An 18,780-nucleotide genomic window follows, 5' to 3' on the forward strand; every position below is an offset into this window, starting at 1 on the left:
CCGGTGTCACTCCCCCGCTCGTTCAAGTCGCGGTCAAGAAGTTCTGTGGTGGTGTCCTGAAGAGTCGCCGACAGGGCCGAAGCGGACGCTCTCCGTCAGGGGAGGTCGTCCGACGGCCACGCACCGTCGACCAAGGAGCCGCATTCATGCTGACCCTCGAACTCTCCACCCGTACCGCGCTCGTCACCGGTTCCACCGCGGGGATAGGCAAGGCCACCGCGCAGCAGCTGGCGGAGGCCGGCGCCCGGGTCTATGTGAACGGCCGCACAGAAGAACGCGTGCAGGCCGCCATCGCGGAGATCCGCAAGGCCGTGCCCGACGCCGACCTGCGGCCCGCGCCCGGTGACGTGGCCACGGCCGAGGGCGTACAGGAGATCATCGACGCCCTGCCGGAGACTGACATCCTTGTCAACAACGCCGGTACCGCCGAACTCGGCTCCTTCACCGAGCTGTCCGACGAGAGCTGGCAGCGGCTGTGGGACCTCAACGTGATGAGCGGCGTGCGGCTGTCGCGCCACTACGTCACCGGCATGGCCGACCGCGGTTGGGGCCGCATCATCTTCGTGTCGAGCGAGTCCGCGCTCAACGTCCCGCCGGGGATGGTGCACTACGGCGCCACCAAGATCGCCCAGCTGGGCATGGCCCGCGGCCTGGCCGAGTCCTACCCGGCGTCCGGTGTCACGGTGAACTCCGTGCTGCCCGGGCCGACCCGCTCCGAGCTGACGGAGCGGTACTTCGCCATGCTCCAGGAGCAGCGGCCGGACGCGCGGCTGGAGGAGCTCGAGGGTGAGCACCTCCGGAACAACCACCCCAACCTGCTGCTCGGCCGCTTCGCCGAATCGGAGGAGGTGGCGAACCTCATCGCCTACCTGGCCTCGCCTCTCTCCACCGCGACCAACGGCGCCGCGCTGCGGGTGGACGGCGGCGACATCCGCAACGTCACCTGAGCCGCGCCCCCGCCCCGGCGACGGTCAGACGCCGAGGGGCCCGCCGTCCGGGTCGGTCGCCGGGGTGGCCACCTCGGCCGCGATCCGGCGGTAGGCGGCACGGGCCTGGACGATCCGGGCGAGCACGGTGCCGACCAGCGTCGCGGCGCACAGACAGGTGAGCCAGAAGGTGTCACGGTGGCCGGCCCAGGTGAGCGTCCCCATGGGCGGGACGGCGAAGCCGTTGAGGGTCAGCCAGCACAGGACGGCGGTGCCCGGGGCCGCGGTGAAACGGGCGCACAGACCCAGCAGGGCCGCCAGGAGGGACAGCGCGGCCAGCGCGAACCCTGGGCGGTCCGAGCCCACCAGCGTGTTGTGCACGGCCACCAGCACCAGCGCGCCGCCGAAGGCGGTGGCCCAGACCACCGGCGTGGCGACGGGCTGGGGCACGGGCCGGGCGCCGGCCCTGAGGAACACCCACTCGATCATGCTGCACGCATCCTTCCGGTCCCCCCGCCCCCGGAACGCCGGCCGCCACGGCAGCGTGGACCTCGGACCGTATTCTCCCACCCGGCCGCCGGACGCACCGCGGTCGTCCCGATCCCGCCGGTGCGGACCCGCCCGTCGGACGGGGGCGAGGCGGAGGACGATGTCGTCGCCGCGCGACGGTCGAGCGGCGGGCGTGCCGGACGAGGGCGTCGGCCGGGTCGTTCATGATGCCGGGTCCGGTCCGGGCGAGTTCGCGGGCGAGGCCGTCCACGACGTCGCCGATGTCGGTGCCCGCGGCCTCGGCCGGAACCGGCTCCGGCGACTCCGCACCGCGGCCCCCGCCCGCCCCGGCGGCGTCCGGCGCACTCTCGCCTTCCCCGCGGCGCGGGGGGCGCTCGACGACGCGCGGGCCCCGGGCGCCGAGGGCCCCACCCATGCGGCGGACCCTGCGCCGACCCCGCGGTCACGGCGTTCCGCCCGGCCCGCGGACGTCGCCGTGCGCCGGGGGTGAGCCGTCGTCCGCCGTCTTCGCGCCCCGCATCGCCGCTTGTCAGCGCCCCTGCACGCCTACTACTGTCACCACGCCTTGGTGAACGGGAAATCCGGTGTGATGCCGGTGCGGCCCTCGCCACTGTGATCGGGAAGTCCGGCTCCGGCCCTCGCGGGCAGCCACTGGGTCCTCGGGACCCGGGAAGGCGGAGCACGGGCGGTGGTACCCGTGAGCCAGGAGACCGGCCAAGGCACGTCAACCATCCACGAGGTGCTGGAGAGGGTCTGCTCAGCCATGCACATAGCCGAGGGTTTTCTGCCTCCGGCGCACGCGATCGCCTGGAGCGTCGCATCCGCGCCATTCGTCGTCCACGGAGTACGGTCACTCACCCGTGAGGTCAAGGAGCATCCCGAGAGCACCCTGCTCCTCGGCGCCTCCGGTGCCTTCACGTTCGTCCTGTCCGCGCTGAAACTGCCGTCGGTGACCGGGAGTTGTTCCCACCCCACCGGCACGGGGCTCGGAGCCGTCCTGTTCCGGCCGCCGGTCATGGCGGTGCTGGGCACCATCACCCTGCTGTTCCAGGCGCTGTTGCTCGCCCACGGCGGCCTGACCACGCTCGGCGCCAACGTCTTCTCCATGGCGGTCGTCGGGCCCTGGGCGGGTTACGCGGTCTACCGGCTGCTGCGGCGGTTCGACGTGCCGCTGATGGTCACGGTGTTCTTCGGCGCCTTCGTGGCCGACCTGTCCACCTACTGCGTCACCAGCGTGCAGCTGGCGCTCGCCTTCCCGGACCCGAGCAGCGGATTCCCGGGCGCGCTCGGCAAGTTCGCCTCCATCTTCGCCGTCACCCAGCTTCCGCTCGCGGTCAGCGAGGGGCTCCTCACGGTGTTCGTGATGCGCCTGCTGACCCAGTCCAGCAAGGGTGAACTGACCCGGCTGGGCGTCCTCGTGACCGGCGGCCGGACCAAGGGCGGTGCCGACGCCGTTGCGGACACCGGTACCGAGGCGGTGGCCCGGTGAGCCGTAACGCGAAGATCAACGCCCTGCTGCTGTTCGTGGTGGCCGCACTCGCCGTCCTGCCCCTGGCCCTCGGACTCGGCGACCACAAGGAGGAGCCGTTCACGGGCGCCGACGCGGAGGCCGAGACGGCGATCACCGAGATCCGGCCGGACTACGAGCCCTGGTTCTCCCCCCTGTACGAGCCGCCGTCCGGCGAGATCGAGTCAGCGCTGTTCGCCCTCCAGGCGGCCCTCGGCGCGGGGGTACTCGCCTACTACTTCGGTCTGCACCGGGGCCGGCGGCAGGGCGAACTCCGTGCCCTGGCCCGGCGGGACACGACCGCCCCGACGAACCCTCCGACCTCGAAGACCTCCACGGCAGTGCCGGTCTCGACGGCTTCGACGGCTTCGCGCACATCGACGACCGCATACACAGCGCGGACATCGCCCGCCGCACCGGCCTCGCCGAGCACCGAGGACACCGGGGACCGTGAGAACGCGGAGCACACCGAGAAGGCGGAGCACGCCGAGAGTGCCGCGAACGCGGTGAAGTCCGGGGCGCCCGCGCCACCTGAGGCACGCGAGGCACCCGCAGCACCCGACAGCGTCCGGGGCTCCGGAAGCGCCTCCGGGGCCTCCGCTCCCGAACGGATCTGAGTCCGCGTGCTGCCGATCGACGCGGCGGCGCACAGCAGCCGCTGGCGCCACCGCCATCCCGTGGACAAGGCCGTGCTGGGCCTCGGTCTGACCGTGCTCGCCATCTCGCTGCCGCCGTGGCCCGGCGCGGCCCTGGTCCTGGTGACGGCGCTCGTCGTCATGCTGGGGCCGGCGGGCGTGCCCGCCCGGCGGCTGTGGCGCGCCTACCGGGTCCCGCTGGGCTTCTGTGTGACCGGCGCGCTCCCCCTGCTCGTCCAGGTCGGTGCCCCGGACCACTTCGTCGCCCTGGCCGACGGCGGTCCGGTGCGCGCCGGGGAACTGCTGCTGCGCACCTCCGCGGCCTCCCTGGGTGTCCTGCTCCTGGCGTTCACCACCCCGATGTCCGACCTGCTGCCCCGCCTGGTCAGGGCCGGGGTGCCCGCGCCCGTCGTGGACGTCGCGCTCGTGACGTACCGCATGAGCTTCCTGCTGCTCGACTCCGTGCGCCGGATCCGGGAAGCCCAGGCGGCCCGGCTCGGGCACAGCACCCGGGCCGCGGAGTGGCGTTCGCTGGCCGGGCTCGGCGCCACCGCGTTCGTCCGTGCCTTCGACCGGGCGGCGCGGCTCCAGGACGGGCTCGCCGGACGCGGCTACGACGGCACCCTGCGCGTCCTGGTGCCCGAGGCCCGGGTCTCCGTCCGCTTCACGGCCGCCGGCGCCGCCCTCCTCGCGGCCCTGGCCGCCCTCACCTTCGTCCTGCGATCCGTACTGGAAAGGCCGCTGTGATGAGCGAGCCCGCACTGCTCGCCCTGCGGGGCGCCTCCTTCGCCTACGAGGACGGCCCGGCCGTGCTCAGCGGCCTGGACTTCGAGGTCCACGCGGGGCGCGCGCTCGCCCTGCTGGGCCGCAACGGCAGCGGCAAGACCACGCTGATGCGCCTGCTGAGCGGTGGACTGCGGCCGGACGAGGGCGAGTTGTGGGTCGAGGGACACCCGGTGCGGTACGACCGCAAGGGGCTGACCCGGCTGCGCACGACGGTGCAGCTGGTGGTCCAGGACCCGGACGACCAGCTGTTCGCCGCGTCCGTCGCCCAGGACGTGTCGTTCGGACCGCTGAACCTCGGTCTGACCGACACGGAGGTACGGGCCCGGACCGGGGAGGCGCTCGCCGCCCTGGACATCACCGCGCTGGCCGACCGCCCCACCCATCTGCTCTCCTACGGGCAGCGCAAGCGCACCGCGATCGCCGGCGCCGTCGCGATGCGGCCCCGGGTGCTGATCCTCGACGAGCCCACGGCCGGGCTCGACCCCGACGGCCAGGAACGGCTGCTCGCGATCCTCGGCCGGCTGCGCGCGTCCGGCACGACCGTGGTCATGGCCACGCACGACGTCGACCTCGCGCTGCGCTGGGCGGACGAGGCGACCCTGCTCACCCCGTCCGGCGCGCGCACCGGTCCCGTCGCCTCGACGCTCGCGCGCGCGGACCTCCTCCACCAGGCGGGCCTGCGGCTGCCCTGGGGGGTCGCCGCCGCCCGGCTGCTGCACGCCCAGGGGCTGTTGGGCGACCCCGCGAAAGGTCCGCGCACCGCGGCGGAACTCGCCGCGCTGACCGCCGCGCCCGACGGACCGGAGCCGGTCGGCGCGGGCGGCGAGAGCCCCTGAGCACCGGCACCCCCACCGGCACCGGCACCCCGGGGAGACGAAGCGGGTGCACGAGGTGGGAAACGAGGTGACGTGAGAGACAAGGTGACGGAGAGACGAGGTGACGGAGAGGGCGTCCGGCGGCGGTGCTTGGATGTTCGACTGTGACGACTCGACGGATCTACATAGACAAGCAGAGCCCCAAGGCCTACCACGCGTTGGTCCAGACATCCGAGGCCGTGCGGGCGACCGCCGCCGACGCCGGTCTGGACCGCACCGTCGTGGAACTGATCAATCTGCGCGTCTCGCAGCTCAACGGCTGCGCGTTCTGCCTCGACGTGCACACCAGGGCCGCGCTGCGCGCGGGTGAGGACACCCGGCGGCTGGGTGTCCTCGCGGCCTGGCGGGACACCGGCCTCTTCAGCCCCCTGGAGCGCGCCGCCCTGGCGCTGGCCGAGGCGACCACCGTGCCGTCCGACGCCGGGGCGCAGGAGGCCGCGTACGCCGAAGCGCTGGAGGTCCTCACGGACGATCAGACAGCGGCGGTGATCTGGGTGGCGGTCACCATCAACGCCTTCAACCGGGTGTCCATTCTGAGCAAGCACCCGGTCCACTAGCGACGACCGGCCGGCCCGGCACCCGGGCACCGACGGCACCGCCCCGCACCACCCCTGGAGGAAGCGCCCATGCCCCGACCCGTCGCCCCCGACGGCCCGGAGTCCGCCGACGCCGGCCACCCGGCCCCGCACCCGTCGCGGGTCGCCGCCCGCCCGCGCACCGGTCGGCCGCCCGTCGCGCACGCGGCGCTCGGCGTCGGCGCCATCCTGTACGGTCCCCGCGGACTGCTGCTGGGCCGTCATCGCCGGGGGACCTGGGAGCTGCCCGGAGGAACGGTGGAGCCCGGGGAGTCGCTCCAGGAGACGGTGGTGCGCGAGCTGCGCGAGGAGACGGGGCTGCGGGCCGACCCGGCGGACGTACGCCTGCTGGGCACCCTGCTCGACCAGGTCGGGGGTGTCGTGCGAATGACCGTCGGCGCCGTCGTCACCCACTGGACCGGCGAGCCGGCCGACCAGCCCGGCGAGAGCGTCGGCGACTGGCGCTGGTACTCCCTGGAGCGGCTGCCGCAGCCACTGTTCGAGTGCAGCGCCCAGTCCCTCACCGTCTGGCGCCCCGAACTGCCGATCGATCACGCCCCGGCCCACTTCACCCCGTTCGCCCGGTTCGCCGCGTACGACCGGCCGATGCGCGGGGACAGCGGCTGATCCCGCCGGATCCCCCCGGGCCCGTCCGCTCGGGCGCGCGACTAGCACAACGCGTCGGGCCACGCGGCCGAACGGCCGTGCAAGCCACCCGGAATCGTGCGTTTTCTCACCCGATCCCGTGGTCTTCCCGCCCACCCCCCTGGCGGGAGTTCCCGCAGGTCATGAGAAAGTTGCGGCCCAAACTACCCAGGGGGGTCCGTGACACGACATCAGAAGCGGTACGGGGTGCGCAGAAAGCCGGTGACGCTGCTCGTCGCGCTCGGCACCGTGGCCGGCGCGGCTCTCGCGGGGGCGGCCCCGGCCGAGGCGGCGACCTGGACCACCGTGGCGGCGGGCGTGGCGTACCGCCAGTACGACCTGTCGGCGGCCGCCGGGACGACGCATGTGCATGTGCTCAGCGTGGACCTCGGCAACACCCATGTGCGCCTCGGGCTGTTGTACCCGGGGGCGGTCGCGTCCCGCGCGGCAGTCTCCTCGCTTGCGAACAGCCAGAAGGCCGTCGCCGGCATCAACGGCGACTTCTTCAACATCAGTGAGACGCAGCACCCGGGCGTCGCGGCGACCGGGGCGAGCGTGGGGCCGGCGGTCGTGAACGGGAAGGCGCTCAAGGGCGCGGTCCCGAACGGGCAACGGTTCGGGCCCGCGCTGCCGCCGGGCACGAACACCAGGGCCGTGGTCGGTGTCGGCACCGACGGCAGGGCCCGGTTGGACAGCCTCTCCCTCAACGCGACGGTCAGCATCCGAGGGCGGCGGCTGCCGCTGGGCGGCGTCAACCAGTACGCGCTGGCGGAGAACTCCATCGGCGCGTACACCTCGGACTGGGGCAGCGTCTCGCGCAAGCGGGCCACCTGCGGCACGGACACCGAACGCGCCGCGGCGTGCAGCACCGGCACGTACGAGGTGACCGTGCGGAAGGGCCGGGTGGTGTCCACGTCGACCGCGCCCGGCAGCGGCACCATCGCGGCCGGCACCACGGTCCTCGTCGGGCGGGAGGCGGGGGCCGCGCGTCTGAGGAAGCTCGTCAAGGGCCAGGCGGTGGCGGTGCGCTACGGGCTGACGGCCGCGTCGAAGTCCGCGTACAGCTTCGCCGTGGGCGGCTACCCGATCCTGTCGGGCGCCCAGCCGCTGGCCGGTCTGGACAGGTCGGTCTCGGCGGTGCGTACGGCCGTGGGCATCGGCGACGGCGGGAAGCGGGTGTACCTGTTCGCACTGGACGGCGCCACCGCCTACCGCAGGGGCCTGACGATCGCCGAGGTCGCCGCCGCCCTGAAGAGCCTCGGCGCGACCGAGGGCTTCAGCCTGGACGGCGGCGGCTCGTCCACCCTGGTGGCCCGTCCCGCGGGCGCCACCAAGGTGACGGTGCGCAACCACCCGTCCGACGGGTACGAGCGCCCGGTGCCGAACGGCATCGGGGTCTTCACCCGCTAGGCGCCGGGTCAGACGCGTCCCCGCAGCGGCCTCACGGTCGAAGACTGCCGACGATGTCGGCCGTGGCCGTGAGGCCGCTGTGGATGGTGGGGGCCACGCCCGTGCCCGCCAGGAGGAACCCGAGCAGCAGGCAGACGAGACCGTGCGAGACCTTCAGTCCGCCGTTGCGCATGAAGATCACCGCCAGGACCAGCAGCAACAGCACCGCGGAAATCGAAATGGCCACCGTGAACCTCCTCCGACACGTCCGTTCTCACGGCGTTCGGCCGCAAGTGTGGCGTAAGGGAGGGTTCGTCCGGGCAGCTGACCTGTCCGCCGAACGAGTGGTGTCCGGCGGTGCCGCTACGCCGCCCGGTGCGCGTCGAGGAACGCCTCCAGACCCGCGAGGTCGTCCGTGTTGAGGTAGTCGACGTCGGCGGCGAGGAGTTCGGCCCACAGGGCGTCCCGGGCGGGGCCCGCGAGGTCGGGCGTGGCCCAGAACCGCACCCGCTGCCCGCGCGCGTGGGCCGTGCCGACGATGGTCCGCAGCTTCTGCCGCTCCGCCTCGGGGAAGGCCCCGACGCCGAGCCAGGTGAAGTTGAGCGTCCAGTTGTCGCTGATCAGCGAGGCGAACGAGGAGGTGGAGGTGCCGAGGTCGGCGAGTCGGCCGTCGTAGAAGGCCCGGCGGACGGTCTGCGCCTCCATCGGCGTACGGGCCGCGCGGTCGCCGGAGATGACCGCGGTCACCGGTCCGGGGTGGATGCGGCCATGCGCGTAGGTGGTGAACAGGCCGTTGTAGCGCTTGAGTTGACGGTCGAGTTCCCGATATGTCGAGGAACCCTCGGTCTTGATGTCGATGAGCAGCTGAAGGGGCCGCCGGTGCCCCCGGTACACCGAGCCGTGCCGAGCCCGCACGCGGGCGGCGAGCGGGGCGAGATAGAGCGACTCCAGGGTGCGGGTGGGGTCGAGCTGGTCCGCCGAGTGGGCGACGAGGAGCCGGCCGTCCACGAGGAAGATGTCCGCCTCCACGCTGCCGAAGCGGTGGTCGAGGGCGTCGAGGAGGGGCCGGGGGTGCTCGTAGTCGTTGTGGGCGTGGGCGCGCCACAGCGGGCGGGGGCCGTGCCGCTGTCCGTCGGCGAACGCGCTGCCGGCGGGCGGGGCGAGCACCGCGGCGACGGTGGCGCCGAGACCGGTGAGGACTCTGCGGCGGGTGACGAGGGACATGTCGTTCCTCCCTGTGGGGCGGGTCGGGACCACAGGGAGTATGAGGCCGCCGGAGCGGCAACGAACTTGTACATGGCAGGAGTTGGCCGGACCGCCGTCGCTTGTTCACTCCTTCCGGCCAGGCGCACGAAGAAGCCCGCCCCGGGTGGGGCGGGCTTCACCGGGATGCGGTCAGGGGGCCCGCAGATCGACGAGTTCGGCCAGGGCGGCCCGGTGGGCGCCCGCGCTGCCGTAGGCGATCGAGTCGGCCTTGGCCCGCTTGAGATACAGGTGCACCGGGTGCTCCCACGTCATGCCGATGCCGGCGTGCAACTGGAGCGCCTCCTCGGCGGCGTGCACGGCGACCCCGGCCGCGTAGGCCTGGGCGACGGCCACCGCGATGTCGGCGTCCTCACCCCGCGTCAGCGCGTCGGCCGCGCCCCGGGCGACGGCCCGCAGGTTGACGACCTCCAGCCAGAGCTGGGCCAGCCGGTGCTTGATCGCCTGGAAGCCGCCGACGGGCCGGTTGAACTGCTTGCGCTCCTTCAGATAGCGCACGGTCTCGTTCAACGCCCAGTCCGCGAGACCGAGTTGCTCCGAGGCGAGCAGTCCCGCACCGGCCCGCAGCGCGCGGCGCAGCGCGGGTTCCGCGTCACCGAGGCGGCGGCCGGGAGCGTCGGCGAAGGTGACCGTGGCGAGCGGACGGGTGAGGTCGAGGGACACCTGCGGGGTGACGGTCACGGCGGCCGTGTCCACCGCGTACAGCCCGCCGTCGTCCGCGGGCACGAGCAGCACGTCGGCGACGGCCGCGTCCGCGATGCCCGGCAACTCGCCCCGCAGCAGGCCCCCTTCGACGTGCACGGTGCGCACGGCGGCTCCCGGCGCGGTGTGCAGTCCGACCGCGGTCGCGCCGATCGTCCGCCCGGACGCCAGGCGGCCGAGCAGTTCCTCGTCCCCGACGGCCAGCAGCGCCTCGGTGGCGACGACGGCACTGGTCAGATAGGGCACCGGGGCGACGGCGCGCCCCAACTCCTCCAGCACCACGGCGGCTTCGCGGTGGCCGGCGCCCTGGCCGCCCAGTGCCTCGGGCACCAGCAGGCCCGCGAGTCCCATGCCGTCGGAGAGCGCCTTCCAGGCCGCGAGGTCGTGCGGCGCGTCGGACTCGGTGCGCGCGATGACCCGGGCCGCGTCGCCGTGGTCGGCGAGCAGGTCGCGGACGGCGGCGCGCAGCGCCTCTTCCTCCTCGGAGTAGAGAAGATCGGGCTGTGCGCTCATCGGGCCAGGTCCTTCCAGGCGACGTCCTTGTCGGTGCGCGGCTCGGACGGCAGGCCCAGGACGCGTTCGGCGACGATGTTCAGCAGGACCTCGCTGGTCCCGCCCTCGATGCTGTTGCCCTTGGAGCGGAGGTAGCGGTATCCGGCCTCGCGGCCGGTGAAGTCCACCAGCTCCGGGCGGCGCATGGTCCAGTCGTCGTACAACAGGCCCTCCGCGCCGAGGAGTTCGACCTCGAGGCCGCTGATCTCCTGGTTGAGGCGGGCGAACGCGAGCTTCATGCCGGAGCCCTCGTAGCCGGGTTGGCCGACGGCGAGCTGCTGGCGCAGGCGTTCGCCGGTGAGACGGGCGGCCTCGGCCTCGACCCAGAGCTTCAGGAGCCGCTGGTGGAGATCGTGGGTGCGCAGTTCGGGCCGCTCGCGCCAGGTCTTCGAGACCGGGCCGATCATGCCGCCCTCACGGGGCAGCCGCATGCCGCCGATGGCGACGCGTTCGTTGTTCAGCGTGGTCTGCGCGACCCGCCAGCCGTCACCGATGTCGCCGAGGCGGCGGGAGTCGGGGATGCGGACGTCGGTGAGGAACACCTCGTTGAACTCGGCCTCGCCGGTGATCTGGCGCAGCGGGCGGACCTCGACGCCGGGGTCCGTCATGTCGCAGAGGAAGTAGGTGATGCCCGCGTGCTTGGGCACGTCCGGGTCGGTGCGGGCGATGAGGATGGCCCAGCGGGCGACATGGGCGCTGGACGTCCACACCTTCTGCCCGTTGACGACCCAGTCTCCGTCGTCCTGACGGACGGCGCGGGTGCCGAGCGCGGCCAGGTCGGAGCCGGCGCCGGGCTCGCTGAACAGCTGGCACCAGACCTCCTCGCCCACCCACAGGGGGCGCAGGAACCGTTGCTTCTGCTCCTCGGTGCCGTAGCGCAGGATCGTCGGCGCGGCCATGCCGAGGCCGATGCCGATGCGTCGCGGGTCGTTGTCGGGGGCGCCCGCGGCCGCCAGTTCGGCGTCCACGACGGCCTGGAGGGAGCGGGGCGCGCCCAGCCCGCCGAGCCCCTCGGGGTAGTGCACCCAGGCGAGTCCCGCGTCGAAGCGGGCCTTGAGGAAGTCCGCCGGATCGGTGTCGGCGGGCGGCTCGGCGGCCAGCAACTCCGCCGTGCGGCGCCTCAGTTCGGCTGCGTCGGTCATGCGGTGGCTCCGTTCTGCGGTACGACGGCGACCCGGCCGGTGGTGACGCCGTCGCCGACCCGCTGGACGGCGGCCGCCGCCTCGCCGAGCGGTACGCGCTCACTGACCAGCGGCTTGATCGCGCCCCGGGCGGCCAGCTCGGTGAGCTGCTCGTGGCAGTGCTGGACCAGCTTCGGGTTCTTGGTGTTGTACAGGCCCCAGTGCAGGCCGAGGATCGAGTAGTTCTTGACGAGGGCGTGGTTGAGCGCCGGGTTCGGGATGGTCCCGCTCGCGAAGCCGACGATCACGATGCGGCCCTCGAAGGCGGCGACCTTGGCGGACTGGGTGTAGGCCTCGCCGCCGACGGGGTCGTAGATCACGTCGGCGCCCCGGCCGCCGGTGGCCTCCTTCACGGCGCCCACGACGTCCTCGGCCCGCCGGTCGATGACCAGGTCGCAGCCCAGCTCCCGGGCCACGGCGGCCTTCTCGGGGCCGCCCACGACGCCGATGACGGTCGCGCCCGCCGCCTTCCCGAGCTGCACGGCCGCGCTGCCGACCCCTCCGGCGGCAGCGTGGACGAGCAGGGTCTCGCCGGCCTCCAGGTGCGCCCTGCGGTGCAGGCCGAACCAGCCGGTCTGGTAGCCGATGTGCAGCGCGGCGGCCTCGGCGTCGTCCAGCGACCCGGGCGCGGGCAGCAGGGCGGCCGCGTCGGCGACGGCGTACTCGGCGAAACCGCCGTACGGCAGGGCCGGGTTGGCGATCACGCGACGGCCGTCCTCGGTCTCGCCGCAGATCTCCACGCCCGGCGTGAAGGGCAGCGGGGGCCGCACCTGGTAGTGCCCCCGGACCATCAGCACGTCCGGGAAGTTGATGTTCGCGGCACGCACCCTGAGCAGGACCTGACCCTCGCCGGGCGTGGGCCGCTCCACGTCCTCGAGCCGCATCACCTCGCTCGGCTCGCCGTTCTCGTGCACCTGCCATGCCTGCATGCGGAGCCTCCACGGGACTGCGTCGTCCGACCGGCGTTCCGACCGGCCCGATCCGCATACTAAGCGGTCGCTTGCCATGAGGGAACAGGCGGCGGTCCAGGAGTCGCCTCCGTCACCCCTGCCGCGGCCTCGCTCGAACATGCATCCGCTCCCCCTGTGGCCCGAACAGGCTCAGGAACTCGGCCGGCCCCTCCCCCGTCGACCCGAACCAGTGCGGCAGGCGCGTGTCGAACTCCGCGGCCTCGCCCGCCGTCATCACCACGTCGTGGTCCGCGAGGACCACCCGAAGCCGCCCGGACATCACGTACAGCCATTCGTAGCCCTCGTGGGTGCGCAGCACCGGCTCCTCGTCGCTGCGGGGCACCAGCACCTTGAAGGCCTGGAGTCCGCCGGGCTGGCGGGTGAGTGGCCAGAAGGTGCGCCCGTGCCGCACGATCGGCTTGGCCGCCCGCACCCGCGGATCGTCCGCCCGTGGCGCCCCGACCAGCTCGTCCAGCGGCACCTGGTGGGCCTGGGCGATCGGCAGCAGCAGTTCCAGGCTGGGCTTGCGCAGCCCGGACTCCAGCCGCGAGAGCGTGCTGACGGAGATGCCGGTGGACTCCGACAGCGCCGCCAGCGTCACCTCCCGCTCCTTGCGGAGCCGCCGCAGCCTCGGTCCGACCTCCGCGAGTACCTCATCGGTCGTCATGCCTCCATATTGCCGAAGCGGCAAATATGTTTGTCAATACCGGAGGGTCCCGGCGACCGTGGTCGCGGAGGTGGTCACCGTGACCGAGAAGACCGAGGATTTCGAAGTGATCGTGGTCGGCGGGGGCGCCGCCGGCCTGTCCGCGGCGCTCGTCCTGGGCCGGGCCAGGCGCCGCACCCTGGTCGTCGACGCGGGTGAGCCGCGCAACGCGCCCGCCGCCCACATGCAGGGCTATCTGTCGCGGGACGGCATGTCACCCGCCGAGTTCCTCGCCGTCGGCCGCGAGGAGATCGAGCGCTACGGCGTGGAGCTGGTCCGCGACCGGGCGGTGGACGTCACCCGGGACGAGGGCTTCGCCGTACGGCTCGCGGGAGGCCGGACCGTGCGGGCCCGGCAGTTGGTCGTGGCGACCGGCCTGAAGGACGAGCTGCCGCCGGTCCCCGGCCTCGCCGAGCGCTTCGGCCGGGACGTGCTCCACTGCCCCTACTGCCACGGCTGGGAGGTCCGCGACCAGGCCTTCGGCGTGCTCGCCAGCACCGCGACGAGCGTCCACCAGGCCCTGATGGTGTCCCAGTGGTCCAAGGACGTGACCCTCTTCCTGCACACGGTCGCCGAGGCGGAGCTGACCGGCGAGGACCTGCGCAGGCTGGCCGCGGCCGGGGTGCGGGTGGTCCCCGGCGAGGTGGCCGGGCTGACCGTCGAGGACGACCGGCTCACCGGGGTCCGGCTCCGAGGCGGGCGGGTGTACGAGCGGGAGGTGGTGTTCGTGGCGCCCCGGGCGGTACCGCGGACGGACCTGCTCGCCCGGCTGGGCGCCGAGATGAGCGAGACCCCCTTCGGGACCTACCCCGTGGTCGACGGGCGGGGCCTGACGACCGTGCCCGGCCTGTGGGCCGCCGGCAACGCCTCCGGCTTCGCCGAGCAGGTCGTGAACGCGGCCAGCCGCGGCTACCGGGCCGGGGCCGCCATCAACGGGGAGCTCCTGATGGCGGACCTCGACGCGACGGCCGTCCGCTGAGCGGTCCAGGCCCGTCGGGCCGCGGTTCGGCAGCGCCCCCGAGAGGCACGGGGAACCGTGCGACCAGCCACGACGCGTCCGCGGACGACAAGCGACCCGCTCCCCGGCGTGTAAAACAGCGGAGCGCGCCGCACCATGGCTGCATGCTGTTGACCCGGCTCGCCGACGTGTCCCGCGAGGTCGCCGCCACCTCGGCCCGCTCCCGCAAGATCGCCCTGCTCGCCGGACTCTTCCGGGAAGCGGAGCCGGACGACGTACCGATCGTCATCCCCTATCTGGCCGGACGGCTCCCCCAGGGCCGGCTGGGCGTCGGCTGGAAGGTGCTGAGCCGGCCGGTCGCCCCGGCCGACGGGCCCACCCTCACCGTGCGGGAGGTGGACGCCCGGCTCACCGAGCTGGGCACGGTGTCGGGCACCGGCTCGCAGGCCGAACGGACGCGCCTGGTCGGTGAGTTGATGGGCGCGGCCACCGCCGACGAACAGCGCTTCCTGCTCGGTCTCCTCACCGGCGAGGTCCGGCAGGGCGCGCTGGACGCCGTCGCGGTGGAGGGCCTGGCACAGGCGACCGGGGCGCCCGCCACGGACGTCCGCCGGGCGGTGATGCTGGCCGGGTCGCTGCGGACGGTGGCACAGGCGCTGCTCGCGGACGGGCCGGCGGCGCTGGAGGAGTTCCGGCTCACCGTCGGCCGCCCGGTGCTGCCGATGCTCGCGCACACCGCGTCCACCGTGACCGAGGCGGTCGGCAAGCTCGGCGTCTGCGCGGTGGAGGAGAAACTGGACGGCATCCGCGTCCAGGTGCACCGCGACGGCGACGACGTCCGCCTCTACACCCGCACCCTCGACGACATCACCGACCGGCTGCCCGAAGTGACGGACGCGGCAAGGCGGTTGACGGGATCGCGGTTCATCCTGGACGGCGAGGTCCTCGCCTTCGACGAGACGGGCCGCCCGCGCTCCTTCCAGGAGACGGCCGGCCGGGTCGGCTCCCGGGTGGATGTGACGGCGGCCGCCGAGGCGGTCCCCGTCGCCCCCGTCTTCTTCGACGTGCTCTCCGTGGACGGCCGGGACCTGCTCGACCTGCCCTTCGCCGAACGGCACGCGGAGCTGGACCGGCTGGTGCCCGAGCCGATGCGGGTGCGCCGCACGGTCGTGTCCGGCCCCGAGGACGCCGCGGCCGCCGAGGAGTTCTCGAGGCAGACCCTGCTGCGCGGTCATGAGGGCGTGGTGGTGAAGGCCCTCGACGCGCCGTACAGCGCGGGCCGGCGCGGCGCCTCCTGGCTGAAGGTCAAGCCCGTGCACACGCTCGACCTGGTGGTGCTGGCCGCCGAGTGGGGCCACGGACGGCGCACCGGCAAGCTCTCCAACCTGCACCTCGGCGCCCGCACCGCGGACGGCGGCTTCGCCATGCTCGGCAAGACCTTCAAGGGCCTGACCGACGCCCTGCTCACCTGGCAGACGGAACGCCTGAGGGAACTGGCCGTCGAGGAGAGCGGGTACGTGGTGACCGTGCGCCCCGAACTCGTCGTGGAGATCGCCTACGACGGTCTCCAGCGCTCCACCCGCTACCCGGCCGGTGTCACGCTCCGCTTCGCCCGCGTCCTGCGCTACCGCGAGGACAAACGCCCGGAGGAGGCGGACACGGTGGAGACCCTCCTCGCCGCCCACCCGGAGGTGCGCCCTTGACCCCCGCCACGCCGAAGCGCAGCGCGGGCCTGCTGTTGTTCCGGCACACCGCCGACGGCCCTCAGGTGTTGCTGGGCCATATGGGCGGACCGTACTTCGCGAGGAGGGACGCCGGGGCGTGGACCGTCCCGAAGGGCGAGTACGAGCCCGACGAACCGGCCTGGGAGGCGGCCCGCCGCGAGTTCCGGGAGGAGCTGGGCCTGCCGCCGCCCGACGGCGAGGCGATCGATCTCGGCGAGGTCCGGCAGAAGAACGGCAAGATCGTCACCGCCTGGGCGATCGAGGCGGACCTCGACCCGGCGGCGATCACCCCGGGCACGTTCACCATGGAGTGGCCGCCGAGGTCCGGCCTGACCGAGGAGTTCCCGGAGCTGGACCGGGTGGCCTGGTTCGGGCTCGGCCGGGCCCGCGAGCTGATCGTCACGGCACAGGCCGCGTTTCTCGACCGGCTGGCGGAGCACTCGTCCTGAGCGGATGCGCACGCGTTGCGGCCCGGGGTCCGGCGCGGGAAGGTCGAAGCACGGTTCAGCTCTTCAGGAGGTCGGTCATGCCCATCGCGACGGTGAACCCGGCGAACGGCGAGACGCTTCGGACGTACGAGGCCATGGGCGAGGAGGAGGTGGAGCGGCGGCTCCAGCTCGCGGAGGCCACGTTCCGCACGTACCGGACGACTGCGTTCGCCGAGCGCGCCCGCCTCCTCGGCCGGGCCGCCGACCTCCTCGAGGAGGACCGGGCGGAGATCGGCCGGGTGATGACCACCGAGATGGGAAAGCCGGTGAAGCAGGCGCGCGCGGAGGCGGCGAAGTGCGCCAAGGCGATGCGCTGGTACGCGGAGCACGCGGCGGAGCTGCTCGCCGACGAGGATCCGTCCGCCGCCGACGTGAAGGACTCCGGCGCGGCGCGCGCCCTGGTCCGTTACCGGCCGCTGGGCCCGGTGCTCGCGGTGATGCCGTGGAACTTCCCGCTGTGGCAGGTGGTCCGCTTCGCCGCGCCGGCCCTGATGGCGGGCAACGTGGGCCTGCTCAAGCACGCCTCGAACGTGCCGCAGACCGCCCTGTACCTGGAGGACCTGTTCCACCGGGCCGGTTTCACCGAGGGCTGTTTCCAGACGCTGCTCGTCGGCTCCGGCGCGGTCGACGAGATCCTGCGCGACGAGCGGGTCAAGGCGGCGACCCTGACCGGGAGCGAGCCGGCCGGGCGGGCGGTCGCCGCCACCGCCGGGGAGATGATCAAGAAGACGGTGCTGGAGCTGGGCGGCAGCGACCCGTACGTGGTGATGCCGTCGGCGGACGTCGACCGGGCCGCGCGGGTGGCGGTGACCGCCCGGGTGCAGAACAACGGGCAGTCGTGCATCGCCGCCAAGCGGTTCATCGTTCACACGGACGTGTACGACGCGTTCACCGAGCGGTTCGTCGCGGGCATGGCGGCGCTGAAGGTCGGCGACCCGCTGGAGGAGGAGACCGAGGTCGGGCCGCTGGCGAGCGAGCAGGGGCGGGCGGACCTGGAGGAACTGGTGGACGACGCGCGGCGTGGCGGCGCCGCCGTCCTGTGCGGGGGCGAACGGCCCGACGGGCCGGGCTGGTACTACCCGCCGACCGTGCTCTCCGGGATCACCCGCGAGATGCGCATCCACCGGGAGGAGGCGTTCGGTCCGGTCGCGACGCTGTACCGGGCGGCCGACCTGGACGAGGCGGTGCTCATCGCCAACGACTCCCCGTTCGGCCTGAGTTCCAACGTGTGGACCCGGGACGAGGCCGAGGTCGACCGTTTCGTACGGGATCTGGAGGCCGGTGGGGTGTACTTCAACGGGATGACCGCGTCCCATCCGGGGTTCCCGTTCGGCGGGGTGAAGCGGTCCGGGTACGGCCGTGAGCTGTCCGGGCACGGAATCCGGGAGTTCTGCAACATCACCACGGTTTGGCACGGTGCGTGAGCGTCGCGCGGCTACGATCCCGGATGTGAACCGCGAAGTGACTCTGCCTCTGATCGTCGATGACCGCGGGACCTTGCAGGTGGCCGCGGCCGACGTGAGCAAGCTGCTCCGCACGTTGGGCGGTCGGTGGCTGCATCTCGTCGAGGCCGGAGCGGACGGGCTGGACGAGGACACCGTCGCCGCGTTGACCATCGAGCTCGCCAAGCTGGCCGACCGGATCGATGTGGCGTGCATCGCGCACAGCAGCGGAGGTACGCCGTAGGGGGCGCCCCCGAGGGCGCCCCCGCGCGCTATTTCACGTTGCCCGCGAAGATGGACGTCTCGGAGTCGTAGTCGGGCGCCACCTCGACCTGGAGGTACCTGGCGGTCTTGGGGAGTTCGCATCCCCAGGCGAACGACAGCGAGCGGCCGGCCAGGACGCTGGTGTCGGGGGTGCCGTCGAGACCGTCGTCGAAGATGGCCTCGGCCTCCTTGCCCTCGTCGCCGTAGGCGCAGTTCACGGTCATGCTGGTGGCGTCGAAGGTGGTCTTCGAGCTGTTGACGACCTTGATCGTGAACTTGACGTAGGGCGTGTTCTCGGGGGACGCGTAGTCGTGGGAGACGCTCCGGGAGAACTTCGACAGGCTGATCTCCACCTCGTTGTCGTAGACGACGGTGTCCGAGAGCGTGTAGGCGCCGTCCTCGGTCTCCTCCGCCGCCGGTTCGTCGCCGGTGTCCGTCCCGGCGGCCGCGTCGGTACCGCCCGCGAACTCCGTCTCGGTGACGGTGACGGTGGGCGCGGCCTCCGCGGCCCCGTCACCGTCGTCGCCGGTGACGGTCACCGTGACGGCGGACGCCAGGACCGCCGCGACCACGGCCGCGGCCGCGGCGACGAGGACCGTGGTGGACCTGCGGGGCGGCGGGGGCGGCGGAGGCGGGAACTGCGGGCCGTAGCCGGGCATCGGCGGTGGCGTGAATGCGTTGCTCATGGTCCCCCCAGGACTG

The 18,780-nt window shown here is 73.2% G+C and carries 21 protein-coding genes, 1 pseudogene and 1 riboswitch; of the genes and pseudogenes, 14 read left to right on the forward strand and 8 right to left on the reverse strand.

Features of this window, described 5'->3' with window-relative positions:
• Positions 1 to 146 precede the first annotated feature (146 nt).
• Positions 147 to 947, forward strand: coding sequence for an SDR family NAD(P)-dependent oxidoreductase (locus AOQ37_RS22415; RefSeq protein ID WP_199825069.1), 801 nt, complete (start codon positions 147 to 149; stop codon positions 945 to 947).
• A gap of 24 nt (positions 948 to 971) precedes the next feature.
• On the opposite strand, the gene AOQ37_RS22420 is transcribed toward AOQ37_RS22415, so the two are convergent.
• Positions 972 to 1,415 carry a hypothetical protein gene (locus AOQ37_RS22420; protein WP_062646386.1) on the reverse strand — a complete coding sequence of 148 codons (444 nt, stop codon included), beginning with the start codon at positions 1,413 to 1,415 and terminating at the stop codon, positions 972 to 974.
• A gap of 160 nt (positions 1,416 to 1,575) precedes the next feature.
• On the opposite strand from AOQ37_RS22420, the gene AOQ37_RS22425 reads away from it, so the two are divergent.
• The 8 genes and pseudogenes from AOQ37_RS22425 to AOQ37_RS22460 all read left to right on the forward strand — a co-directional run bounded on the left by AOQ37_RS22425 (position 1,576) and on the right by AOQ37_RS22460 (position 7,869).
• Positions 1,576 to 1,926, forward strand: a complete 351-nt coding sequence (locus tag AOQ37_RS22425) for a hypothetical protein (protein WP_159401366.1) — start codon at positions 1,576 to 1,578, stop codon at positions 1,924 to 1,926.
• A gap of 59 nt (positions 1,927 to 1,985) precedes the next feature.
• A riboswitch (cobalamin riboswitch) is annotated at positions 1,986 to 2,169 on the forward strand.
• Positions 2,170 to 2,199: 30 nt separating this feature from the next.
• Positions 2,200 to 2,925, forward strand: coding sequence for an energy-coupling factor ABC transporter permease (locus AOQ37_RS22430; protein ID WP_062646388.1), 726 nt, complete (start codon positions 2,200 to 2,202; stop codon positions 2,923 to 2,925).
• The gene (locus AOQ37_RS42165; RefSeq protein WP_234436983.1) at positions 2,922 to 3,560 is read left to right on the forward strand and encodes an energy-coupling factor ABC transporter substrate-binding protein; all 639 of its coding nucleotides are present in this window, start codon (positions 2,922 to 2,924) and stop codon (positions 3,558 to 3,560) included. Before AOQ37_RS22430 ends, AOQ37_RS42165 begins: the two co-directional genes overlap by 4 nt.
• Positions 3,561 to 3,566: 6 nt before the next feature.
• Positions 3,567 to 4,325: a cobalt ECF transporter T component CbiQ gene (cbiQ, locus tag AOQ37_RS22440; protein ID WP_062646389.1), complete on the forward strand. Its 759-nt coding sequence runs from the start codon at positions 3,567 to 3,569 to the stop codon at positions 4,323 to 4,325.
• Positions 4,325 to 5,200 carry an energy-coupling factor ABC transporter ATP-binding protein gene (locus AOQ37_RS22445; RefSeq protein WP_062646390.1) on the forward strand — a complete coding sequence of 292 codons (876 nt, stop codon included), beginning with the start codon at positions 4,325 to 4,327 and terminating at the stop codon, positions 5,198 to 5,200. Before cbiQ ends, AOQ37_RS22445 begins: the two co-directional genes overlap by 1 nt.
• A 143-nt stretch (positions 5,201 to 5,343) precedes the next feature.
• Positions 5,344 to 5,796 carry a carboxymuconolactone decarboxylase family protein gene (locus AOQ37_RS22450; RefSeq protein ID WP_234436984.1) on the forward strand — a complete coding sequence of 151 codons (453 nt, stop codon included), beginning with the start codon at positions 5,344 to 5,346 and terminating at the stop codon, positions 5,794 to 5,796.
• A gap of 132 nt (positions 5,797 to 5,928) precedes the next feature.
• Positions 5,929 to 6,441, forward strand: a pseudogene (locus tag AOQ37_RS22455) (nucleotide triphosphate diphosphatase NUDT15); the annotation flags it as partial.
• Positions 6,442 to 6,639: 198 nt separating this feature from the next.
• Positions 6,640 to 7,869, forward strand: coding sequence for a phosphodiester glycosidase family protein (locus AOQ37_RS22460; protein ID WP_062646392.1), 1,230 nt, complete (start codon positions 6,640 to 6,642; stop codon positions 7,867 to 7,869).
• 31 nt (positions 7,870 to 7,900) lie between these two features.
• Here the strand turns inward: AOQ37_RS22460 and AOQ37_RS22465 are convergent, their stop codons facing one another.
• The 6 genes from AOQ37_RS22465 to AOQ37_RS22490 form a co-directional block, all read right to left on the reverse strand.
• Positions 7,901 to 8,095: a hypothetical protein gene (locus AOQ37_RS22465; protein ID WP_028807141.1), complete on the reverse strand. Its 195-nt coding sequence runs from the start codon at positions 8,093 to 8,095 to the stop codon at positions 7,901 to 7,903.
• A 116-nt stretch (positions 8,096 to 8,211) separates the two neighbouring features.
• Positions 8,212 to 9,072 (reverse strand): phosphatidylinositol-specific phospholipase C/glycerophosphodiester phosphodiesterase family protein, encoded by an 861-nt coding sequence (locus tag AOQ37_RS22470; RefSeq protein WP_062646393.1) that lies wholly within the window; start codon positions 9,070 to 9,072, stop codon positions 8,212 to 8,214.
• A gap of 171 nt (positions 9,073 to 9,243) precedes the next feature.
• Entirely contained in the window at positions 9,244 to 10,326 is a 1,083-nt protein-coding gene (locus tag AOQ37_RS22475; RefSeq protein ID WP_062646394.1) for an acyl-CoA dehydrogenase family protein, read from the reverse strand.
• Positions 10,323 to 11,507: an acyl-CoA dehydrogenase family protein gene (locus AOQ37_RS22480; protein WP_062646395.1), complete on the reverse strand. Its 1,185-nt coding sequence runs from the start codon at positions 11,505 to 11,507 to the stop codon at positions 10,323 to 10,325. Before AOQ37_RS22480 ends, AOQ37_RS22475 begins: the two co-directional genes overlap by 4 nt.
• Positions 11,504 to 12,475, reverse strand: coding sequence for an NADPH:quinone oxidoreductase family protein (locus tag AOQ37_RS22485; protein ID WP_062646396.1), 972 nt, complete (start codon positions 12,473 to 12,475; stop codon positions 11,504 to 11,506). The genes AOQ37_RS22480 and AOQ37_RS22485 overlap by 4 nt, the downstream gene beginning before the upstream one ends.
• Before the next feature lie 112 nt (positions 12,476 to 12,587).
• Entirely contained in the window at positions 12,588 to 13,163 is a 576-nt protein-coding gene (locus AOQ37_RS22490) for a helix-turn-helix domain-containing protein (protein ID WP_062646397.1), read from the reverse strand.
• 70 nt (positions 13,164 to 13,233) lie between these two features.
• Here AOQ37_RS22490 and AOQ37_RS22495 point away from each other — a divergent pair, with 70 nt between their 5' ends.
• From AOQ37_RS22495 to AOQ37_RS22515, 5 genes are all read left to right on the forward strand, one after another.
• Positions 13,234 to 14,181, forward strand: a complete 948-nt coding sequence (locus AOQ37_RS22495) for an NAD(P)/FAD-dependent oxidoreductase (RefSeq protein WP_107085272.1) — start codon at positions 13,234 to 13,236, stop codon at positions 14,179 to 14,181.
• 143 nt (positions 14,182 to 14,324) lie between these two features.
• A complete protein-coding gene (locus AOQ37_RS22500; protein ID WP_062646398.1) occupies positions 14,325 to 15,863 on the forward strand; it encodes an ATP-dependent DNA ligase in 1,539 nt (512 codons plus the stop codon).
• Positions 15,860 to 16,333, forward strand: a complete 474-nt coding sequence (locus AOQ37_RS22505; protein ID WP_062646399.1) for an NUDIX hydrolase — start codon at positions 15,860 to 15,862, stop codon at positions 16,331 to 16,333. The genes AOQ37_RS22500 and AOQ37_RS22505 overlap by 4 nt, the downstream gene beginning before the upstream one ends.
• Before the next feature lie 77 nt (positions 16,334 to 16,410).
• The gene (locus AOQ37_RS22510; RefSeq protein WP_062646400.1) at positions 16,411 to 17,796 is read left to right on the forward strand and encodes an NADP-dependent succinic semialdehyde dehydrogenase; all 1,386 of its coding nucleotides are present in this window, start codon (positions 16,411 to 16,413) and stop codon (positions 17,794 to 17,796) included.
• Between the two features lie 25 nt (positions 17,797 to 17,821).
• Positions 17,822 to 18,058 carry a DUF6213 family protein gene (locus tag AOQ37_RS22515; protein WP_062646401.1) on the forward strand — a complete coding sequence of 79 codons (237 nt, stop codon included), beginning with the start codon at positions 17,822 to 17,824 and terminating at the stop codon, positions 18,056 to 18,058.
• A gap of 28 nt (positions 18,059 to 18,086) precedes the next feature.
• Here the strand turns inward: AOQ37_RS22515 and AOQ37_RS22520 are convergent, their stop codons facing one another.
• On the reverse strand, positions 18,087 to 18,764 hold the full coding sequence (locus AOQ37_RS22520) for a hypothetical protein (protein ID WP_062646402.1): 678 nt from the start codon (positions 18,762 to 18,764) through the stop codon (positions 18,087 to 18,089).
• Positions 18,765 to 18,780 lie beyond the last annotated feature (16 nt).

Origin of the sequence: Streptomyces maremycinicus (assembly GCF_001184025.1) — a bacterium.
Taxonomy (GTDB): Bacteria; Actinomycetota; Actinomycetes; order Streptomycetales; family Streptomycetaceae; genus Streptomyces; species Streptomyces maremycinicus.